We start from the raw sequence: 20,586 nt of genomic DNA on the forward strand, positions 1-20,586 counted from the left end.
CCAACGGTCCCCGTACCTTTTCTTTGCCACCGCGTTTGGCGATGCCGCCGCCCGGCGAGGAAAGGTTTATGTGGTCGATGATGTACCTTGCCGATCGAGGCTTTTTCGTCTTCGGGGAAATCTTCGTGCGAAGGTGCTCGAGGTACTGTTTCCATGCTTCGCCGACCGTCACGTCTTGACGCTTCTTGGCTGTCTGCCGCGCTTCGTGCGCTGCCTTCTGCTCGGCCTCATGTTCCCGCGGATCGATGCCGCTGTCGATGAGCGTCTGGAGACTTCGCGCTCGTTCCTGCGCTCGATCGATCGTCCAACTCCTCGGATCGCCGATCGTGATCCGTACGGTCGAACCATGCATCTTGCTTTGGAAAATGTAAGACTTCGCTCCGGCAACCGTGGCCCGCAAGCCGAGTCCGGGAGTCTTGCTGTCCCAGAGAAACGACTGCTCTACGGGGTTTCCCTTTTCGGTGAATCTGCCGGGTTCGCAGCGATGCGCTTCTACACGAGCCGCCGTGAAATTGACCTTCGCCATCCAACCTCCTCGTTATGTGGGCGGTGGTTCGTGTAACCGCCCATGTAACCCGCCATGTAACCAAATTATGCGGCAGTAGAGGTATGTCGATCAACATTAATATGCAGTTGATGGGAAAATTATCGTTGTAATACAATGGCTTGCGGATCTATGTCAATCTAAATCCATCTCAAGAAATGTCGACTTGTTCGTATTCGCAATGCGAAGGTCGGGAGTTCGATCCTCCTCCTCCCACGAATCTTTCTCTCATTGATGGGCAAGGCAATCTTGCTCAAATCGTCGCAGGATATGGCTCGGCGTCCCGAATTGGTGTCCCAAATCAATCCGGAGAGCGGCCTTCAAACTTCCCACACATCTTCACCGCAACCGTTACGGCACGCTGTATTTCCGGCTAACCATTCCGGTAGACTTGCGCCCAAACATCGGACAGGCGGAGATCTACCGCAGTCTGCGCACAGCCAGCGTTCGGCATGCCGCCGATAGCGCCCAGACCCTCAGAATCGCGCTACAGCGGCTTTTCGAGGAGTTGAAGGCTATGGGCGGGGAAGGGGTGGACGAGAACGTCCAAGCAGCGCTGCGCGCAGTCATCGAGAATCGAAAGCGCCAAGCACGAGATATGGAAGTGCGGGAAGAACTGGAGCAGCAGGTTTCTCGGATGAAGTCCGACCAGTTCCGCATGGAGTCCGAGCACCGCCGCATGTTGGGGGCCGCGCAGGCTGCACACGCGAACGCTGTCGCGCAAGCACTTGAGTCCGCTATCGGGTCCGCCGAATCAAGGCAGCGCGTGCAGCCGTGCGTGATGCTGTCGGACGCGATTGAAGAGTTCGCTCGATTCAAGCTGGCTAAAAAAGTATGGCGGGGTAGGACAGAAGGAAAGATGCGTGCGGCGCTCGATCTTTTCCCGCGAGGCGTTGGCGACGAGCTTCGATGATCCCAGGCCCGCAACCATCGAATCTCGTTGCGAGTTTGAATCGATGGACCGACTGTGCCGCAATTCGTCATCGAATTTTGCTGGATAACGCCGCGAGGCTCTATGGCTTCGTCGTTGAATGACGAACTGCGAGTTGTCCAGGACCGTTTGGCGTGGAGCGCATGTGGGCCGCAATCGGGCAAAGCAGTGCTTTCCTGTCGATTGCGCTCGACCACGCTTACTGCATGTGAGACCGCCATCGACGGAGATGGACCGACTGCCACATCTGCGCCTCGATCTCTCCGCCAGCTATTCACTACACCCGCAACGCCGCGCGCAACCGTTCAGGCGACAGCGGCAGATCCCTGAAGCGCTGGCCGGTCGCGTTCGCAATCGCATTCGCGAGCGCGGCCGGCATCGGCCCTTGCGATGCTTCGCCCACGCCGAGAAATGGCGCGCCCGGCTGGTCGATCAGATCGACGTCGATCACCTTCGGCACCGAAGAAAACCGCAGGATTGGATACGTGCTCCAGTCGAAACTCGTGATCGTGTGCTCGTCGAACGTCGTGCTTTCGAATAGCGTCCAGCTTGCCGACTGGATGATGCCGCCTTCGACCTGGTTGCGCACGCCGTCGGGGTTCACGATCTGTCCGCAATCGATCGCGCACGCCACGCGTTCTATCGTCACGTACCCGGTTTCGCGTTCGACGGAAACCTCGATCGCCAGCGCGCAGTACGCCATCAGGTTCTTGTACATCGCGAACGAGAAACCGACGCCGCGCAACGGTGCACTGACGTGCCCGCGGTGCGGCCAGCCGAAACGTTGCGCGGCCCGTTCGATCACCGCGCGTGCACGCGGATCGTCCAGATGCCTGAGACGGAATTCGACCGGATCGATCCGCGCGGCAAGCGCCAGTTCGTCGACGAAGCTCTCGATCGAAAACACGTTGTGATATGCGCCGAGCGAGCGCATTGCCGATACGCGAACCGGCATGTCCGGCAAGAAGTGGTACTGCACATACACGTTCGGCAAGCGATACAGCGGAATGCTGTTGCGGTCGCCGCCGCCTTCCGGCATTGGGATAGGCTTCGGCGGCGCGGGCGTGAACGGCTTGGACAGCAACCATGTCGGCATGAAACGCCCGGCATTCTCGATGCGGTTGTTATGCGTGTTGCTCCAGATTTCGAACCTCCAGTCGACGATCTGCCCGTTCGCATCCAGCGACGCGCTGAGCTCGGTCGACATCGCCGGTCCGAACGGCTCCCACGTGTGTTCCTGCTCGCGCATCCATTGCACGCGAACCGGTCTACCCGGCACCGCGCGCGCGATCAACGCGGCGTCGGCGGCGACGTCGTCGGCGCCGTTGTGGCCATAGCAGCCGGAGCCCTCGACATGAATGCAGTGCACGCTCTCAAGCGGCATCGACAGCATTTCGGCCAGCCCTTTGCGCATCGGAAAAACGCCTTGCGTGTGAGTCCACACCGTCATTTTTCCGTTGTCGAGCCACGCGAGCGCGCACGATGGTCCGATCGAACCATGCGTCAGATACGGCTTCGTGAAGCGCGCTTGCAGTGTGCGCACGGCGGGCGCTGCCGCACCGCTCGTGTTCGCCACCGCGATCTCCCGCGCGGGCAGTTTGCGCAGTGTCTCGTGGATCGTCGCCTGGGCCGGAAGCGGCGGTCCGCTCTGCCATTTGGCGGCATCCGAGAGCGCGCGCATCGCGCGGATCGCGCGCCATTCGTCGTCGGCGACGACCGCCAGATAATTGCCGTCGTGTACGACAGCGATCACACCGGGCATCGCGCGTACCGGTGCGAGCTCCACCGACTTCAGCGTCGCCCCGTACGACGGCGGCCGTACCACGCGCGCATGCACCATGCCGGGCAGCTTCAGGTCCTGCACATAGGATGGCGCGCCCGTCACCTTGCCCGGAATATCCACCCGATGAACCGACTGGCCGATGATCCTGAACGTATGCGGATCCCTGGTCGGCACGCCAGGCTGCGCATTGCGATGCAGATCGACGCCGCTGACCGCTTCGCCGAACCCAAGGCGACGGCCATCGCCCGCGACGATTTCGCCGTTCTCCACCGTTAACGTCGCCGCGTCGACGTTCAGTCGCGTTGCCGCGGCTTCGAGCAGAAGCGCCCGCACCTGCGCGGTCGCATGGGCGATCGCGGTGCCACTGTCGGCGGTCGAATGGCTGCCCGCGGTGTAGCCTTCGTTCGGCGTCGCTTCGGTGTCCGCGGTGACAAGCGTGATGCGCTCGGGCGTCACGCTGAGCTGTTCGGCGGCGATCTGCATGAACGCGGTGCGAATGCCGGTGCCCAGTTCGGCCTTGCCGGTAAACACGGTGATACGGCTCGTCTCGTCGATCCTGACCCATGCGTCGAGCAGCGGCGACGTTTTCAGGCTGCCAGGCAGATTCGGCGCGGCCGCGGTGAAGGTGCCGGCTTCGGTCGTCGTGGTCTGCGCGAGCGCGCGCGCCGCCGGCAGCAGCGTGAAACCGACCATCACGCTGCCCGCCGCCAGAAAGCGGCGACGGCTGGCATTGTCGGGCCGGGTGCCAATGTCGTTCATGCGCGTGTCTTTCATGCGGGTCTCCCCGCCTGACGGATCGCGGCAAGGATCCGCATATGGGTGCCGCAGCGGCACAAGTTCGGCTCCATGTGCGCGCGGATCTGTTCATCGCTGGGTGACGGCACGCGTTCGAGCAGCGCCTGCGCGCGCATCACCATGCCGGCGATGCAGTAGCCGCACTGCGCCGCCTGCTGATCGATGAACGCCTGCTGCAGCTTGCCGGGTTTTTCCGTGCTGCCGAGTCCTTCGATCGTACGCACCGCCCGCGTGCCGATGGCCGCGACAGGCAGCAGGCACGAGAACACCGGCTGGTCACCGACGATGACCGTGCATGCGCCGCATTGCCCAAGGCCGCAGCCATATTTGGCGCCGTGCAGGCCGAGCTGGTTGCGCAATGCGTACAGCAGCGGCGTCGATGGATCGACATCGAGCTGATGCGACACGCCATTCACGGTCAGCGTGATCATGGTTCGTGGTTCTCCTTGCGCAGCCGCTCGACGTGCGATTCATCGAGCGCCCACGCCGGTTGGCTACTGAAGTTCGCACGCAGGAACGCGGCGATGTCGACGATCTGCGCGTCGGTGAACGTGCTGGCGAACGCTGGCATATAGACGCCGCGCGCGCTGCGCTCGGCGGGAATGCCGTCGAGAATCATCCGCAGCGCGTTGCGTGGATCTTGCGCGTTGACGGCCGTGCCGAGCGCGAGCGATGGCCGGCCGCCGAATGTGCTCATCGGCGCATGCGTTGCATGGCACGACGCGCACGCGGCTACGAACAGCACCGCGCCATTGCGGATGTGCGCGTTGTCGGCGGGTGCTGGATTCGTTTGCGAGGTCTGCACCGCATGCGCCGTTGCAGCGGCAGGCGAGCTCGCCGGCTTTTGCAGCGACAGCAGGTAGGCGGCCATCGCATCGACGTCGGTGTCCGACGCATCGGCGAGCGACTGCGTGACCGCGCGCATTGGGCCGGCCGCCGCGCCATGTTGGGTGGCTAAACCGGTGCGCAGATACGCGACGAGCTGTTCGTGCGTCCACGGCTGGGGCGCGTCCATCAGCGTGGTCAATGCAGGCGCTTCCCAGCCCTCGATCACGTTGCCGCCGAAGGCATCGCCGCTCTTTTCCGCGCCCAGCATATTCATCGGCGTGTGGCACGCGGCGCAATGCGCGGGCCCGTCGATCAGATATTTGCCGCGCGCGAGCTGTGCGTCGGGTGACGCGGGTGGTGATGAAGTCGACGCCTGCGCCGTGCCGTCCGCTTCGACACCGGGGTGCAGGAACAACAGGTTCCATACCGCGAGCAGCGGACGGAAAGCCAACGGAAACATCAGCCGGTTCGCGGGCGCGGTGGCCTGCACCGCATCGCGCGACATCAGATACGCGTAAAGCGCGGCGATGTCGGCATCCGTCATGTGCGTGAAGTGCGGGTATGGAAAGGCTGGATAGAGCAGATGGCCGTCACGTGACACGCCGCGCCGCATCGCGCGCGTGAAGTCGGCGAGTGTCCATGCGCCGATGCCGGTCTGACGATCGGGCGTGATGTTGGTCGAATAGAGGGTGCCGAACGGTGTCGCGAGTGGACGACCGCCCGCGAAAGGCGCATCGGGCTTTGCCGTGTGACAGACCGCGCAGTCGCCGATCGCGGCGAGATTCGCGCCGTGTTTGAGCAACGCCATCTGATCGGCGGGAGGCGGCCCCGGGTTCGCTGCCGTCGCATTGGCCGCTGACGCGGATTGCGGATCGACGAGCCAGTAACACGTCACTGCGATGAGCACAGCGCATATCAATAACGATGCCGCCAACCCGATCCTTCTGTTGCCCATCGCGTCCCCGTCGAAGCCTCGAACTCGCCGCAATGTATAGCACACGAAGACGTGATCGTGCTTTCGTTCAATGTGTCAGCGGCGCTATGAAGGACGCCGATGACGCGAAAGTGGCGCGAAGATGACGCGTGTCTGGCGCGCAAGATAGGCGCGCATGCAATCCAACGACAAGCAGGTATCGACGGCGCTGGAATGAAGCCACGAATCAGTCTGCAAACGCTCGGCGTCGGCGATCTGGAAGTGGTCTTACGGTCGCACCGTGACGGCTTGGGTTCGCCGGATCGAAGGCATGGTTGGCAGGGCGTTCGAACACGGCGCGGTGGCGTTCTTGCCGAGCACTGAGTTTTGCCGCATCGGTGTCGTGCCGATGACTGCGCTGCGGCGAGCGCAAGCAGCGGTATCGATCGGATGCGCGGCGCCGGCCGGCTGCCCGGGCGCCGCGAGCACGCGATCGAGGATTATTTCGGCGGCATCACCTGGCCGCGGATCTCGCCGTTCGGGTTCTGTTTGGTATGAACGTTGACATACATATCGCCGGCTTCGAATTCCTTCGCCTGCTCGGCCGTCAACGTCGCCTGGCCGGTGATCGGGCTCGCGACCGGCTTGCCTTTCTCGGAGATCCAGACCGCGACGCCGGCATTCTTGCCGGCCGGCGCCGGCGCGTGGAAGTGCGCCATCGTCGCGTCGCTCGACAGGCCGCTGAAGGTGACGTTCCAGGTCACCACCCGGGTTGCCGGATCATAGGTCAATGCGGCGCTGCCGCTGCCCTGCGTCTGCACCGGCGGCACCTGCTGCTCGCCGGTCAGCGGCACCGTAAACGAGACCGGTGCGGCCTGCGCGATGCCCAATGCGCCCGCGCACGCGACGCCGATCAAGGCCGAAAAAAGCGCTCGCCGTGTTGTCGAAATAGCCATTTGTATTTTCTCCAGTGGAGCAGGACGGGGACGACGCGCGCGTCGTGCCACGGCTGCGGGTTCCGAACGATTTTTTCAGCTTGCTGACGCTTGGTGCTGCTTTTGTGCTTCACGCTGCCCTCAGGCGAGAGACCCGAGGAGTCAGCGTTCGCCGAGTATAGACGTTCGTTGTGAAGCCAGCCGGCGATCCGGTGATCGCGAGATTCACCTGCTCGATGCCGCGACTGTGTTCAGTCGATGCCGCGGCGATCTCGGCCATGGTGCCGGTCTCGCGCACAACGGCCAGCGTTACTTCGCTCATCGTCTTGCCCGCTTCACCGGCGAGCGTCGAGCCGTCGCGGAGCCCGGTCCGCCGAGGGTCGCGATCAAATCCTTGGTCTGCATTGCTGGCAGCGGAACAAACGAACAAAGCAGGCCTTTTCGGCCGTTGGCGAGTCGGCCGCGTCTGCTACCCTAGCGGTTCACAGGTTGCGCACTCAGGGTAATTACCGAGGCGCGGCCGTTTCTCCCACGCGCGTGGTTCAGCGCATGTCAGAACGAACAGCGAATGGTGACGCGCCGACCGAACGCCGTGATTGCAATCAGCATCGTGCTAGCGGGCGCGATTCTGGCGATCGCTGCGCTGCTGCTTGCGCAGATGCGCGATGACGCACTGCGGCGCGCGCAGGACGCGGTGTTCAACGTGTCGCTGCTGGTCGAGCGCGATGTGTCGCGCAATCTGGAAATCTACGACCTGTCGCTGCGCGCGGTAATCGACGGGCTGAAGCAGCCCGGCGTGCTCGAGCTGCCGCCGGCGATGCGCCAGATGGTGCTGTTCGACGGCTCGATCAGCGCAAAAGACATTGGCTCGGTATTCGTACTCGACGAACACGGCAACGTGCGCTTCGATTCGCGGGGGGTGGTTGCAACGCCCGTCAATCTTGCCAACCGCGACTATTTCAAGGCGCACCGCGATTCAGCCGACGCCGGCCTCTTCATCAGCCATCCGTACAGCCCGGGTGGCGGCGTCGACGATCCGCGCATCGCGCTGAGCCGACGCATTTCGCGGCCGGACGGCAGTTTCGGCGGCGTGGTGGTCGGCACGTTGCGCCTCACGTATTTCCACCGGCTATTCGACGGCATGAAGCTCGGGCCGAGCGGCTCGATGGCGCTGATGCTCGCGGACGGCACGATGCTGATGCGGCGTCCCTTCGATCCGAAAATAATCGGCATCAACCTGGCCGGCACCGCCAACTACACGCGCTTCATCCAGCGGTCGAGCGGCGACTTCTTCGGCATGGCGGCGATCGACCACGTCGAGCGCTGGTACGCGTTCCGCCATATCGACGTCTATCCGCTGATCCTCGATGTCGCGTTGTCGACGCACGACATCTACGCCCAATGGCGACGGCGCGCGTGGGTCATCGGCACGCTGATCGGCGCGCTCGACGTGACGATCATCGCGCTCGCGATCCTGTTCTCGCAGCAGTTGCGGCGCCGTCGCCTGGCCGAAGAGGAACTGCGCGAACTGGCGCGCACCGACGGTCTGACCGGGCTGAACAACCGCCGCAGCTTCGAGGAGCACCTGAACGAAGAATGGCGCCGCGCGCAGCGTAGCGGCTTGCCGCTGTCGCTGCTGCTGATCGATGTCGACTATTTCAAGGGCTTCAACGACCTGTACGGCCATTCGGCGGGCGACGAAGCACTGATCGGCGTGGCGCGCTGTATCGGCGAGAGCGTGCGGCGTCCGGGCGACACGGCGGCGCGCTATGGCGGCGAAGAGTTCGCGGTATTGCTGCCCGAGACCAACGAGGCGGGCGCGCTGTGCATCGCCGGGAAGATTCGCGCGGCGGTCGAGGCGTTGCAGTGCCGCCATGTCGCGAGCGCGCATCATGTGCTGACGGTGAGCGTTGGGACGGCGACCGCTCACGGCCCGGCGCTCCCGACGCATCGCGCGATCGTCGATGCCGCCGACGAAGCGCTCTATCGCGCGAAACACGCGGGACGCAACCGCGCGGTCAGCTATCGGGCAGGGGCGGATGCCGCGCAACCCGATGGCGACGCCGTCACGCCGGACAACCAGCAGCAGCGCGCCGATTGACCGCTGGTCCACCTGCTTATCGAGCATCGGGTGCGTGCCAGCGCCGGGTCGCGCTTTTGAACCCCGCTTGTCAACCCCGCTTTTCTGCCGCGCTTTTGAGCCGGCCTTGTCAGTCCTTATTGCTCTCCGTAGACTCGCGCCTAACCTGCGGCCGCCACGCGATAGCGCGTGAGCCGCCCACCCATGCGCCGACCCCAGAGGAGAACCCCCGCGATGGCCGAGTCCTATTTCCCCCGCTGGCGCCGCCAGCCCGCCGCCGCCGAGGGCAGCATCGTCGGCATCGACGAACGGCTCGCGTGGCCGCAGATGTTCGCGATGGGCATCCAGCACGTCGTCGCGATGTTCGGTTCAACCGTGCTCGCGCCACTGCTGATGGGCTTCGATCCGAACCTGTGCATCTTCATGTCGGGGATCGGCACGCTGCTGTTCTTCGTGCTGGTGGGCGGCCGCGTGCCGAGCTACCTCGGTTCCAGCTTCGCGTTCATCGGCCTCGTGATCGCCGTGACCGGCTACGGCGGCCACGGCGCCAATCCGAATATTGCGCTCGCGCTCGGCGGCATCATTGCGTGCGGCGTCGCGTACGGTGTGATCGGCCTGATCGTGTCGGCGGTCGGCACCGGCTGGATCGAAACGCTGATGCCGCCGGTCGTGACCGGCGCGATCGTCTGCGTGATCGGCCTGAACCTCGCGCCGATCGCCGTGCATGGCGTGAGCGGCAGCAACTTCGATTCGTGGATGGCCCTCGTGACGGTGCTGTGCGTCGGCGCGGTCGCGGTGTTCGCGCGCGGCATGCTGCAGCGTCTGCTGATCCTGATCGGCCTGCTGCTCGCGTACGTGATCTACGCGATCGTGACGAACGGCCTCGGCATGGGCAAGCCGATCGACTTCTCGATCGTCGCGAACGCCGCGTGGTTCGGCATGCCGCACTTCACGTCGCCGGTATTTGATCCGCGCGCGATGAGCCTGCTCGCGCCGATCGCGGTGATCCTCGTCGCCGAGAACCTGGGTCATATCAAGGCGGTGAGCGCGATGACCGGACAGAACCTCGACCGCTATATCGGCCGCGCGTTTCTCGGCGATGCGCTCGCGACCATCGCATCCGGCTTCGCGGGCGGCACCGGCGTGACCACTTATGCGGAGAACATCGGCGTGATGGCGGTGACGAAAATCTACTCGACGCTGGTGTTCGTGATCGCCGCGGTGATCGCGCTAGTGCTCGGCTTCTCGCCGAAGTTCGGCGCGGTGATCCAGACCATTCCGGGGCCGGTGCTCGGCGGCGTGTCGATCGTCGTGTTCGGGCTGATCGCGGTGACCGGCGCGCGCATCTGGGTGGTCAACAAGGTGGACTTCTCGGATAACCGCAATCTGATCGTCGCGGCGGTGACGCTCGTGCTCGGTGCCGGCGACTTTTCGCTGAAGCTCGGCGGCTTCGGGCTCGGCGGTATCGGCACCGCGACGTTCGGCGCGATCATCCTGTATGCGCTGCTGAGAAGGAAGCCGGCGCAAGGGCCGGTGGCCTGAAGTTCAGCTTGCCGGTCGAGGCCGGCTGCTTGCCCGCATGAGCGGCAAGCATGAGCGGCAAGCATGAGCGGCAAGCGTCCTACCGCTTGCGCGCGGTCAGCGCGGTCTCCGACAGATCGACCTCTCGCATCAGCTTGTTCAACGTCTCGTCGTTGATCTGCTCGGTGCCGCGCAGATCGAGCAGCGCGCGGCGCTCCGCGCGCATCGCCGCGAGCTTCATGCGGAATTCGAGCGCGTCGGCGCGGCGCGCGAGTTCGCGCCGTTCCTGTTCGCGATCGAGCGTCGCGAGACGGCGGCGGTACACGTCCATCACGCGCGCGGTGACATCGGCCGCGTACGCCGCCGCCGATTCTTCCAGGTGCGCGCATTCGGTGTCGTGCATCTGATCGACCGCACGAATCGCCGCTTGCGCGGCGAGCGTGCGGGCCAGCGCTTCCTCGGCCGCATGCGGGTCCTTGCCGCGCCGCCAGCCGCGCAGCAATACCGGCAACGCGGCGAGCGCGACCAGCAGCGACAACAGGATCACGCCCGATGCGATGAAGATCGCGATATCGCGCCCCGGCAGCGGCGTGCCGTCCGGCAGGCGTTGCGGCAGCGACAGCACGCCCGCGAGCGTCAACGCGCCGCGTACCCCGGCCACCGTCGTCACCGACACCATGCGCAGCCCCGGGACCGCGTTCGCGACGCCGCGCCTCGCGGCGGCGCGGCTCGCGAACCAGCGCAGCAGCCATACCCACACGAAGCGCATCGCGTACAGCGCGATTGCCACCGCGAAGACGTAGCCGATCAGCAGGCCCACTTGCGCGTCACTGGTTTCGTGCGCGTCGAGCAGCGCGCTGCCGAGAATGTGCGGAAACTGCAGCCCGAGCATGATGAACACCATGCCGTTGAACACGAACTCGATCATCGTCCACGTGCTGGCCGCACGCACCCGCGACGACACCTGCCACGCGTTCGCGATTCTTGCGTAGCTCATCGTCATGCCGGCGGACACCGCGGCGAGGATGCCCGACACCCCGAAGCGCTCGGCGCACAGATACGCGGCGAATGGAATCAGCAGCGTCATCACGATGCCGGGCGCCGGGTCGCCTTCCTCGTCGAGGCTCAGAAAACGCACGGACACGAAACTGAACAGCGCGCTCACCGCCGCGCCGACCGCGAGGCCGCCGAGCGCGATGATCACGAAGCTGATCGACGCGTCGCGCAGCGAAAACGCGCCAGTCAGCGCGGCCGCGATCGCGAACTTCAGCGCGACCAGACCCGACGCGTCGTTCATCAGCGCTTCGCCTTCGAGGATGTGCATCAGATGTGCCGGAATCCTGCCCTTGCCGGCGATGCCGGTGAGCGCGACCGCGTCGGTCGGCGACAGTACGGCAGCCAGCGCGAACGCGACTGGCAGCGAGATTTGCGGCACCAGCGCATGGACGAAATAACCGACCGCGAGGATCGTCATGAACACGAGGCCGAGCGCGAGCATCAGGATCGCGCGGCGCGCCATGAAGAATTCGCGCTTCGGAATGCGCCAGCCGTCCGCATACAGCAACGGCGGGATGAACAGCAGCATGAAGATTTCCGGATCGAACGCGACGTGCAAATTCAGGCGCGGCCAGGCCAGCAGCGCGCCGATTGCGATCTGCACGAGCGGCAGCGGCAGCTTGAACGGCAGTGAGCGGGTCAGCACGCCGGAGGCCGCGACCGCGAGCAGCAGGATCAGGACGGTGAAGACGATTTCCATCGGGTGTTCCGGGGATGATCGAGGGCTTGCGTTGGAGCAGGCGCTGCGTCGATCGCTCGCGTGATGGAAGCGAACGATGCGAAGCGCCTAACGCGCAGGGTCGAGTGTAGCCCCGCGAAACGCGGCGGCGCCCCGGCGTTCGCGCGACACGCGTATGCGGCTGGCACCACTCACGCACCGCCCCGGTGCATCCCGCGCCCACGGGCGGAGCACGCTCCGTGCCGCCGGTGCGGAGTTTCGGCCGAATTACCGTGCTATGTGCGCCACCGTGCGCATGGAGCTTGCTTAACACGTACCGATGACGCACATTTTTTAGAGTCGCCGCCGGCCCGCGGCCACGTTCGAAGCGGCCGGTTCTTGCGTGAGAGGATTGCATGACGATAGCGCAACAGGAAAGAGCGGCGAGCGCGCCGCACGGCTTCGAGGTCGAGGTGACCTCGGGGCTTCATCGCTATTCGGTCCAGCATGGCGAGCTCACGCTCACGAGCGTGTTCCAGCCAATTTTCAGCCTGTCGCATATGCGGGCTGTCGGCTACGAGGGGCTGCTGCGCGCGCACGATGTGCTCGATCGCGCGGTGTCGCCGCTCGACGTGTTCGGCGAAGCCGCGCGCGTCGGCGACGCGCTGCAACTCGACCGGCTCGCGCAGACGCTCCATCTGGAAAACTTCCGGATGCTCGGCGCCGAGCGCGAATGGCTGTTTCTGAACGTGCATCCCGGCGTGCTGACCGACCCGTATCTCGCGGCGGCCTTGCTCGCGAATCTGCGGCGGCTCGAGTTGTCGCCGCGGCGCGTCGTGCTCGAAGTGCTCGATCAGCGCGCCGGCGATCTGGACCGTCTCGCGGATGCGGTGCGCGAGTTCCGCGAGCGCGGCTTCCTGATCGCACTCGACGACTTCGGCGCCGGGCATTCGAACATCGAGCGGATCTGGCAGTTGAATCCCGATATCGTGAAGCTCGACCGCATCATGCTGTCGCACGCCGCGCATCGCGCCGATATGGCGACGATCCTGCCGGGGCTCGTGTCGATGCTGCACGAGTCGGGCAAGCTGGTGTTGATCGAAGGCGTCGAGACCGAGCACGAAGCGCAAATGGCGCTCGCCTGCAACGCCGACTTCGTGCAGGGCTTTTTCTTCGGCCGGCCCAATCCGGGTCTTGCCGACGCCGCGCAGGCGGCCGCCTGCATCGGCGAAGTCACCGAGCGTTATCGCGAGCAGGCCGAAGCGCGCGAGCGCCGTGGCGCGAGCCGTCTCGCGCCGTATCTGCGCGCGTTCGAACGCGCCGCCGAGCGGTTGGCGGCGGGCGAACCGCTCGACGAAGTGTGCTGGAATTTCCTCGCGCTCGACCACGCGGCGCGCTGCTTTCTGCTCGATGCGAAAGGCCGCCAGGCGGGGCGCAACGTCGTGCTGCGCGCGGATCGCGCGGCGCACGAAACGCGCTTTTTGCCGCTCGCCGATGCGCAGGGAGCGAACTGGCTGCGTCGTCCGTATTTCAGCGTCGCGATCAATGCGCCGGAGCGCGTGCATGTGACGCGGCCGTATCTGTCGATCAACGAGGCGTTGCCGTGCGTGACGCTGTCGGTGGCGACGCGCGTCGGTGCGCAGATTTGCGTGCTCTGCGGCGATATCGATTGGGTCGACGAGTAGCGCGGTTCTGCGATGATGTCGTTTTCAACGACACCGGGTTGGATTGATGTCCGTGCTGCTCGAAGTGATTGCGACGACCGTCGCCGATGCGCGCGCTGCCGAAGCGGGCGGCGCGGACCGTCTCGAACTCGTGACCGCGATGAGCGAGGGTGGGCTGACGCCAAGCGCCGGCTTGATCGACGCGGTGGTCGCGGCGGTCGATATTCCGGTGCACGTGATCGTGCGCCCGCATAGCCGCTCGTTCGTCTACGACGCCGATGACCATGCGGTGATGTTGCGCGACATTCGTGCGGTGAAAGCGGCGGGCGCGAACGGCATCGTGATCGGCATGCTCGACGCGCATCGCGCGATCGACCGCGAAGCGCTCGAACGTGCGTGCGATGCCGCCGATGGATTGGCGATCACGTTTCATCGCGCAATCGACGAAACGCGCGATCTGCGCGAAGCGCTCGACGTGCTGCTCGATTTCCCTGCGGTGACCAGTGTGCTGACCTCGGGCGGACAAGCATCGGCGCTGCAAGCGCAAGCGCTGATTGGCGAGTTGGTGCGCCAAGCGTCCGGCTCGCACTGCACGGTGCTTGCAGGCGCGGGGTTGACGATCGATGCGGTCGCGGGCTTCGTCAGCGCGACGCGCGTCGAGGCCGTGCATTTCGGCTCGGGCGTGCGCGTGGATGGCCAGGGTCTCGCGCCTGTCGATCCGGCCAACGTTGCCAGGGTGAGGGCGTTGCTCGATGCGGCGTCGGGCTGAAGGGTGAAACTCGCGGGCAGAAAAAAAAAGCCGCTTCGGCACGAAACCGGAGCGGCTTTCTTGTTGTTGCGATGTCGACATATCGACCGCTGCGATGCACGTCTACTTCGCGACCACCACCGGAATCCCGCGCAACTGGCCCGCACCCTTCATCTCGTCGAGCGATTTCTTCACCGCGCTACCGGTCGCCGCATCGATGCCGAGGCGAGCAGCCAGATCGCGCTCGCCACGCTTCACGCCGGCGAGGTTCGCGAGTTTCACGTGACCATAGCCGCGCACGCGCGCATGCAGGTCCGCGAGTTTCACGACATCGTCGAGGCTGTTCGCGTCGAGCTTCATCAGCGCGCGCTGCAACGTGATCTCATAGTCGCTCGCCAGTTCGCGCTCCATCTTGCGTTCGAGCGTGCGGCCAAACGGGTCGAGCAGCGTGCCGCGCAGACCGCGCCATTTCGCGAGTACGCCGAGCGCCGGCCACATCCATTGACCGAAGGTTTTCTTCGCAGGCGCGACGCCCGGTTGCGCACGCGTGAGCGTCGGCGGCGCGAGGTTGAAGCTGATGCGGAAGTCCTTGCCCGGCACGCCCTCGAACTGTGCTGCGAGCGCTTCGCGGAACGCGGCATCGGTATGCAGACGCGCGACTTCGTATTCATCCTTCACCGCGAGCAGCCGATAGAACGTCGTCGCGACCGCGCGCGTCAAGCGCTCGCTCGTCGCATCGACCTGCGTCTCCGCGCGGCGCGCCGCATCGACGAGCGCTTGATAGCGCGTCACGTAAGCCGCACCGCCATAGGTCAGCAAGCGCGCCTCACGATGCGCGATCAGTTCGTCGACGGTATCGACGCGCACAGCCGGTTTGGCCAGATGACGCGCCTGCCATAGCGCTTCGAGCCCGGCGGGGTCGGCCGCGGCCATGCGGCCGATCGAAAACGCCAGCTGATTCATCTGCACCGCGACGTTGTTCAGTTCGATCGCGCGCATCATCGCGGCGAACGACACCGGCACGAGCCCCAATTGCCACGCGAAGCCGAGCATCAGAATGTTCGCGCCGATCGTATCGCCGAGAAAACGCGTCGCGAGCGACTGCGCATTGCACGTCGACATCCGCTCGGCACCTGCCGCGTGACGCATCTTGTCGATTAGCGCGTCGGCGTGCAGCGTCGCGTCCGGGTTCTGCACGAAGCTCGCGTTCGGGATCGCGTGCGTGTTGACGACGATGCGCGTGCGGCCATGCCGGACCGTCTGCAATGCATCGGCACTCGCACCGACCACCATGTCGCAGGCGAGCAGCAGGTCGGCCTGCTGAGTGTCGATGCGCACCTGGTTCAACCATTCGTCGCGCGCGGCGAAGCGCACGAACGACAGCACCGAGCCGCCTTTTTGCGCGAAGCCCATGAAGTCGAGCACCGACGCGCTCTTGCCTTCCAGATGCGCGGCCATGCTGATCAGCGCGCCGACCGTGACGACACCGGTGCCGCCGACGCCCGTCACCAGAATGTCGTACGGTGCGGCGTCGAGCTGCGTGGCGGGAGTCGGTAGTGCGTCGACGCGCGCGGCCAGCGCGTGGGGATCGAATGCGGCGCCCGCGGCTTTCTTCAGCTTGCCGCCCGCGACGGTGACGAAGCTCGGGCAGAAGCCGTTCACGCACGAGTAGTCCTTGTTGCACGACGACTGATCGATGCGGCGCTTGCGACCCAGCGCGGTTTCCACCGGTTCGACCGAAAGACAGTTCGACTGCACGCCGCAATCGCCGCAGCCTTCGCACACTTCCTCGTTGATGAATAGCCGCTTGTCCGGATCGGGGAATTCACCTTTTTTGCGGCGACGCCGTTTTTCGGCCGCGCAGGTCTGGTCGTAGATCAGCACGGTCACGCCGTCGGTGTCGCGCAGCTCGCGCTGTACGGCGTCCATTTCGCTGCGGTGATGGAACGTCGTGCCTTGCGGAAAGAGGCCATGGTGGCCGTCGTATTTTTCGGGTTCGTCGCTGACCACGACGAAGCGCGACACCCCCTCGGCTTCCACCTGACGCGCGATCTGCGGCACCGAAATACTGCCGTCGACCGGTTGACCGCCGGTCATCGCGACCGCATCGTTGTAGAGGATCTTGTAAGTGATCGTCGCTTTCGCGGCGACCGCCTGGCGGATCGCGAGGATGCCGGAGTGGAAGTAGGTGCCGTCGCCGAGATTCTGGAACACGTGGCGCGTTTTCGTGAACATCGAATGCGAGGCCCAGTCGACGCCTTCGCCGCCCATCTGGATGAGGCCGGTGGTGTCGCGCTCCATCCACGAGGCCATGAAGTGACAGCCGATGCCCGCGTGCGCGATCGAGCCGTCCGGCACTTTCGTCGACGTGTTGTGCGGGCAGCCCGAGCAGAAGTACGGCGTGCGCTTCACGCTGTCGGCCTCGTTCGACAGAATTTGCGGCGCGACCAGATCGACGACGCGTTGGCGCCGGTCGAGCGCGGGCTTGTGCCTGGCGAGCCAGTTCGCGAACACCGGCAGGATGCGCGATGGACGCAGTTCGCCGAGCGCGGATAGCAGCGGCGTGCCGTCTTCGCCGTTCTTGCCGATCACGGCCGGCCGGGTGCCTTGCGTGCGGTTGTACAGATAGTCCTTGATCTGCTGCTCGATGACCGGGCCTTTTTCCTCGATCACCAGCACTTCGGAAAGTCCGGACACGAACGCGTCGATACGCGTCATTTCCAGTGGAAACGACAGCCCGACCTTGTAGATGCGCACGCCGGCCGCGTCCAGATCCGCGACCGTCAGGTCGAGCCGGCGCAACGCTTCCATCAGGTCCAGATGCGCCTTGCCGCAGGTGACGATGCCGACGTTCGCGTGCGGACTCGGCGCGATCCACTTGTCGATGCTATTGGTGAGCGCGAAGTGGCGTACCGCATCGAGCTTCGCGTGCAGACGCGCTTCGATCGTGAGGCTCGGCAGATCGGGCCAGCGATTGTGCAGACCACCGGCGGGCGCGTCGAAGTCCTGCGGCACGGTCCATTCGGTTTGCAGCGCGTCGAGGTCGACGGTCGAGCCGGATTCGACCGTCTCCGAGATCGCCTTGTACCCGACCCACGCGCCCGAGAAGCGCGACAGCGCCCAGCCGTACAGGCCGAATTCGAGCATGTCGGCGATGTTCGACGGATTCACGACCGGCATGTGCCACGCGATCATTGCGTAGTCGCTCTGATGCGGCATCGACGACGATACGCAGCCATGATCGTCGCCGGCCACCACCAGCACGCCGCCGTGCGGCGACGAACCGTACGCGTTGCCGTGTTTCAGCGCGTCGCCCGCGCGGTCGACGCCGGGGCCCTTGCCGTACCACATCGCAAACACGCCTTCGACGGTGCGCTCCGGGTCCGCCTCGACGCGCTGCGTGCCGAGTACCGCGGTGCCACCGAGTTCCTCGTTGATCGCCGGTAGGAAGCGGATATCGCTGGCGGCGAGCAGCTTGTTCGCCTTCCACAACTGCTGGTCGACCATGCCGAGCGGCGAGCCGCGATAGCCGCTGATAAATCCGGCGGTGTTCAGATCGCGCTTTTTGTCGAGCGCGCGCTGCATCAGCGCGATGCGCACGAGCGCCTGCGTGCCGGTCAGAAAGATCCGGCCGCGCGTCGCGGTGAGATTGTCGGATAGCCGGTAGTCGGCAAGAGCGGGCGTGCCGTCGATCGGCTGGCGGGCGGTCATGGGCGAATCTCCTGTCGGCCGGAGTTGGCGCTTTCGCTGTCGGTCGGGAGTTGGCGCTTTAGCGCGCCGACTCGACCCAGGCAAAGCACTCACCCCGATCGCATGAAAGGTGTTGTTCATTGTTCCGCGCGCGGTGGTGGGTCACGCAGGGCGCGGCGGAAAGACCCTCTATTTTTTAGCGCGCGTTGGAGAGGATTTTTGCTTCTTTAACCGGCCGCTGACGAATGGGCGCGAAGAGTCGCGCGTTTCGGCCCGCTTTTGAGCCGGATTTGCCATGCGGCGAAGTACTTCGGGTATGCCCTGGGAGTAAGCGGTGCTGGCGGCGGGCGTTTGATGGGCGGTTGGCGGGTGTTTGGCGCGCGTCGTTCGCGCAATGCGAGTGCTGACGCTGACAGTGCGCGGGGCGGGTCTCCGGCGCGGCGCGCTACGCGTCGCGGCGTGCATTGCACTTGCGCTTGCACGCTGCGCGACGTGTGCTTGCCAGACCTGTGCGCCTACTGCTTGTCCGTGCGCGCGGTCGCGAGCGGATTGGGCGGCGTTGTGTCGAGCGGCACGATCTCGTCGAAATGCGAATAGTCGATATGGCTCACGCCGTCGCGCTCGCTCATGATGTCGACGAAGCGGTGCTGCCAGAAGATTTCGTCGCAGTTCCACCGGTGCCGCGCCAGCATCGTTTGCGACGTCGATTCGTCGATGCCTTCGAGCGTGAGCAGCAGCGTCGCGTCGCGGCCCCTCAGCGTTTCGGTGGTTTCGCCGAACAGCGGGCTGCTTTCATCGATGATGTGCATCAGCGTCCAGCCGAGCTTGAAGATCGGATGCTGGTCTCGCACGAGCGCGAGGTCGTAGAGCTTGCGCAGCGAATAGCCTTCGGCGGAGGTCTCCTGACGCATGATGCGCAGTCGCGCACGCGCTTCGGCGATCACGTTCTGACGCGCGTTGGCCGAGCGCACCATCAGCGTCATGCGGCCGTCGATCGGACGGATTACCGCGTAGCGCGCGAACATGATTTTCGCGTGCGGGCGCGAGAAGCGCGCGAAGATCAGCCCCGTTGCCAACGCGATGCTCGACATGCCGACGAAGATTTCGAGCGTCGCGATCCAGTGCGCGTAGACCGTTTGCGGATGCATATCGCCGTAGCCGACGGTCGCCAACGTTTCGACGCTGAAGAAGAACGCGCCGCCGAAGCCGGCGGGAAACTGATTCGCGATCGGCGCGCGGCCGAGCATATACAGCGCGGCGAACGTCGTATTGAGCAGCACGAACAGCACTGCGAGCGACACGAAAAAGACTGGCCAGCGCACCATCAGCGCGCGGTGATAGAGGTCCTGCCACAGCGGCGTCGGCATCCCGTGCGCGATGATCGCGCGATCGTCGAGACGCAGTTCGCGGCTGCCGCGCGCGCGACGCTTCGGCGCAGCCGCATCGGTGTCGCCGGGGTCTGAAAAACGGTCTGACGGTTCGCTTGCCATCACGCGCTCGCGACGATGAAAAGGGCCACAGCGTAGCACGCGGCATCGTGCCCGCAGCGCGATTGTGGCGCGGTGACCTTAGCCGGGCGAGACGCGGTGGAGTTGCGACCATGCGACGCCGCGGCCGGGCTGGCGCGCGCGTTTTCGGCGTCGCGCGGCGCAGAGCGGCGCGGCGCCGAACTGCTGTGACAGTGCCGCTGACCGATGCTCGATCTTCAAGCTAAATTGGCTTGCTTTACGCGTGTGATCGCGAGGCGCGATGCGCGAATGACATGCGCGTCGCGCCGCGCGCCGGGCGCTACGCCGCGCAGCTACGCGATGGTGTCCCGACCACCCGAGCCGCTCTCGTCGGCCGGGTCAGCCATAGCCAGTCAGCAAACTCGCGCTCTGCCCCACACGCGTCGTGCGCGTTGCGCCGCATGACGCTCGAATCAGCTTGCCGCTCACGGAAACGCATGCGGTTTCGGAATACCCGCGCCATGCTCGATATCGTCGACGGCCTGGCGATGCGCGCTGGCGACCGCTTCGGCCTGGTTCGCGTAGCCCGCGTCGCCGCCCACCGTGGTCCACGATTTGACGGCCTTGTCGCGATGACGGATTTCGTACTCGGCATCCCAGCGAGCGCCGCTGAGTTCGATCGGGCGCACGTGTATCGAATACACGCCGTATTGGAACAGCTGTTCAGCCATGATCGCCTCCAGCCGGCCGGCCCGGTGGCGCGCGCGACGCATCGGACGACGCGCGGCGCGCCCGCCGAAGTTCGGCCTACAGTTCGATTTCCCCGAGGATTCGATGAGCGAGCGCTTTGGCTTCTTCGAGCGCTTCTTGCGGCGTCGACGAAGTGGCCTCGACTTCGTACAGCGTGGTTTCCTGATCGGCGCGAGCTTCACCTTCGTCGCGCGCGAGTGTGACAAGACCCTGCCAGGTGTCCTGTGAGACTTCTCTTATCG

General features: G+C 65.1%; 16 protein-coding genes. 5 read left to right on the forward strand and 11 right to left on the reverse strand.

What is annotated here, in order from left to right:
- A partial coding sequence (locus tag VGH68_RS24855; protein ID WP_331606364.1) for an Arm DNA-binding domain-containing protein occupies window positions 1-526 on the reverse strand: 526 nt, incomplete at its 3' end.
- Window positions 527-848: 322 nt separating this feature from the next.
- On the opposite strand from VGH68_RS24855, the gene VGH68_RS24860 reads away from it, so the two are divergent.
- Window positions 849-1,457, forward strand: coding sequence for a DUF6538 domain-containing protein (locus VGH68_RS24860; RefSeq protein WP_331606379.1), 609 nt, complete (start codon window positions 849-851; stop codon window positions 1,455-1,457).
- A 295-nt stretch (window positions 1,458-1,752) separates the two neighbouring features.
- Here the strand turns inward: VGH68_RS24860 and VGH68_RS24865 are convergent, their stop codons facing one another.
- The 5 genes from VGH68_RS24865 to VGH68_RS24890 form a co-directional block, all read right to left on the reverse strand.
- Window positions 1,753-4,032: a xanthine dehydrogenase family protein molybdopterin-binding subunit gene (locus VGH68_RS24865; protein WP_331606365.1), complete on the reverse strand. Its 2,280-nt coding sequence runs from the start codon at window positions 4,030-4,032 to the stop codon at window positions 1,753-1,755.
- On the reverse strand, window positions 4,029-4,484 hold the full coding sequence (locus VGH68_RS24870; protein WP_331606366.1) for a (2Fe-2S)-binding protein: 456 nt from the start codon (window positions 4,482-4,484) through the stop codon (window positions 4,029-4,031). The genes VGH68_RS24865 and VGH68_RS24870 overlap by 4 nt, the downstream gene beginning before the upstream one ends.
- Window positions 4,481-5,836, reverse strand: a complete 1,356-nt coding sequence (locus tag VGH68_RS24875) for a c-type cytochrome (RefSeq protein ID WP_414696984.1) — start codon at window positions 5,834-5,836, stop codon at window positions 4,481-4,483. Before VGH68_RS24875 ends, VGH68_RS24870 begins: the two co-directional genes overlap by 4 nt.
- 458 nt (window positions 5,837-6,294) lie before the next feature.
- Window positions 6,295-6,750: a CHRD domain-containing protein gene (locus tag VGH68_RS24885; protein ID WP_331606368.1), complete on the reverse strand. Its 456-nt coding sequence runs from the start codon at window positions 6,748-6,750 to the stop codon at window positions 6,295-6,297.
- Between the two features lie 109 nt (window positions 6,751-6,859).
- Window positions 6,860-7,159, reverse strand: a complete 300-nt coding sequence (locus VGH68_RS24890; RefSeq protein WP_331606380.1) for a hypothetical protein — start codon at window positions 7,157-7,159, stop codon at window positions 6,860-6,862.
- A 138-nt stretch (window positions 7,160-7,297) separates the two neighbouring features.
- Between VGH68_RS24890 and VGH68_RS24895 the strand changes: the two genes are divergently transcribed.
- Window positions 7,298-8,830, forward strand: a complete 1,533-nt coding sequence (locus VGH68_RS24895; RefSeq protein WP_331606369.1) for a sensor domain-containing diguanylate cyclase — start codon at window positions 7,298-7,300, stop codon at window positions 8,828-8,830.
- A 213-nt stretch (window positions 8,831-9,043) separates the two neighbouring features.
- Entirely contained in the window at window positions 9,044-10,351 is a 1,308-nt protein-coding gene (locus VGH68_RS24900; RefSeq protein WP_331606370.1) for a solute carrier family 23 protein, read from the forward strand.
- 79 nt (window positions 10,352-10,430) lie between these two features.
- Here the strand turns inward: VGH68_RS24900 and VGH68_RS24905 are convergent, their stop codons facing one another.
- The gene (locus tag VGH68_RS24905) at window positions 10,431-12,086 is read right to left on the reverse strand and encodes a Na+/H+ antiporter (protein ID WP_331606371.1); all 1,656 of its coding nucleotides are present in this window, start codon (window positions 12,084-12,086) and stop codon (window positions 10,431-10,433) included.
- 374 nt (window positions 12,087-12,460) lie between these two features.
- Between VGH68_RS24905 and VGH68_RS24910 the strand changes: the two genes are divergently transcribed.
- Window positions 12,461-13,729, forward strand: coding sequence for an EAL domain-containing protein (locus tag VGH68_RS24910; RefSeq protein WP_331606372.1), 1,269 nt, complete (start codon window positions 12,461-12,463; stop codon window positions 13,727-13,729).
- 46 nt (window positions 13,730-13,775) lie between these two features.
- Entirely contained in the window at window positions 13,776-14,477 is a 702-nt protein-coding gene (locus VGH68_RS24915; protein ID WP_331606374.1) for a copper homeostasis protein CutC, read from the forward strand.
- A 102-nt stretch (window positions 14,478-14,579) separates the two neighbouring features.
- Here the strand turns inward: VGH68_RS24915 and VGH68_RS24920 are convergent, their stop codons facing one another.
- The 4 genes from VGH68_RS24920 to VGH68_RS24935 form a co-directional block, all read right to left on the reverse strand.
- Window positions 14,580-18,167 carry an indolepyruvate ferredoxin oxidoreductase family protein gene (locus tag VGH68_RS24920; protein WP_331606375.1) on the reverse strand — a complete coding sequence of 1,196 codons (3,588 nt, stop codon included), beginning with the start codon at window positions 18,165-18,167 and terminating at the stop codon, window positions 14,580-14,582.
- 494 nt (window positions 18,168-18,661) lie between these two features.
- Window positions 18,662-19,636 carry an ion channel gene (locus VGH68_RS24925; protein WP_331606376.1) on the reverse strand — a complete coding sequence of 325 codons (975 nt, stop codon included), beginning with the start codon at window positions 19,634-19,636 and terminating at the stop codon, window positions 18,662-18,664.
- A gap of 443 nt (window positions 19,637-20,079) precedes the next feature.
- Complete coding sequence (locus tag VGH68_RS24930; protein ID WP_331606377.1) at window positions 20,080-20,325, reverse strand: hypothetical protein; 246 nt, start codon at window positions 20,323-20,325, stop codon at window positions 20,080-20,082.
- Window positions 20,326-20,401: 76 nt separating this feature from the next.
- Window positions 20,402-20,584 (reverse strand): hypothetical protein, encoded by a 183-nt coding sequence (locus VGH68_RS24935; protein WP_331606378.1) that lies wholly within the window; start codon window positions 20,582-20,584, stop codon window positions 20,402-20,404.
- Between the last annotated feature and the right edge of the window lie 2 nt (window positions 20,585-20,586).

Origin of the sequence: Paraburkholderia sp., assembly GCF_036488505.1 — a bacterium.
Lineage (GTDB): Bacteria > Pseudomonadota > Gammaproteobacteria > Burkholderiales > Burkholderiaceae > Paraburkholderia.

Bases quoted from the DNA above. Each gene is read 5' to 3' on its own strand.
- VGH68_RS24865 (WP_331606365.1), bottom strand. From the start codon at position 4,032: ATGAAAGACACGCGCATGAACGACATTGGCACCCGGCCCGACAATGCC.
- VGH68_RS24870 (WP_331606366.1), bottom strand. From the start codon at position 4,484: ATGATCACGCTGACCGTGAATGGCGTGTCGCATCAGCTCGATGTCGAT.
- VGH68_RS24875 (WP_414696984.1), bottom strand. From the start codon at position 5,836: ATGGGCAACAGAAGGATCGGGTTGGCGGCATCGTTATTGATATGCGCT.
- VGH68_RS24885 (WP_331606368.1), bottom strand. From the start codon at position 6,750: ATGGCTATTTCGACAACACGGCGAGCGCTTTTTTCGGCCTTGATCGGC.
- VGH68_RS24895 (WP_331606369.1), top strand. From the start codon at position 7,298: ATGGTGACGCGCCGACCGAACGCCGTGATTGCAATCAGCATCGTGCTA.
- VGH68_RS24900 (WP_331606370.1), top strand. From the start codon at position 9,044: ATGGCCGAGTCCTATTTCCCCCGCTGGCGCCGCCAGCCCGCCGCCGCC.
- VGH68_RS24905 (WP_331606371.1), bottom strand. From the start codon at position 12,086: ATGGAAATCGTCTTCACCGTCCTGATCCTGCTGCTCGCGGTCGCGGCC.
- VGH68_RS24910 (WP_331606372.1), top strand. From the start codon at position 12,461: ATGACGATAGCGCAACAGGAAAGAGCGGCGAGCGCGCCGCACGGCTTC.
- VGH68_RS24915 (WP_331606374.1), top strand. From the start codon at position 13,776: ATGTCCGTGCTGCTCGAAGTGATTGCGACGACCGTCGCCGATGCGCGC.
- VGH68_RS24920 (WP_331606375.1), bottom strand. From the start codon at position 18,167: ATGACCGCCCGCCAGCCGATCGACGGCACGCCCGCTCTTGCCGACTAC.
- VGH68_RS24925 (WP_331606376.1), bottom strand. From the start codon at position 19,636: ATGGCAAGCGAACCGTCAGACCGTTTTTCAGACCCCGGCGACACCGAT.
- VGH68_RS24930 (WP_331606377.1), bottom strand. From the start codon at position 20,325: ATGGCTGAACAGCTGTTCCAATACGGCGTGTATTCGATACACGTGCGC.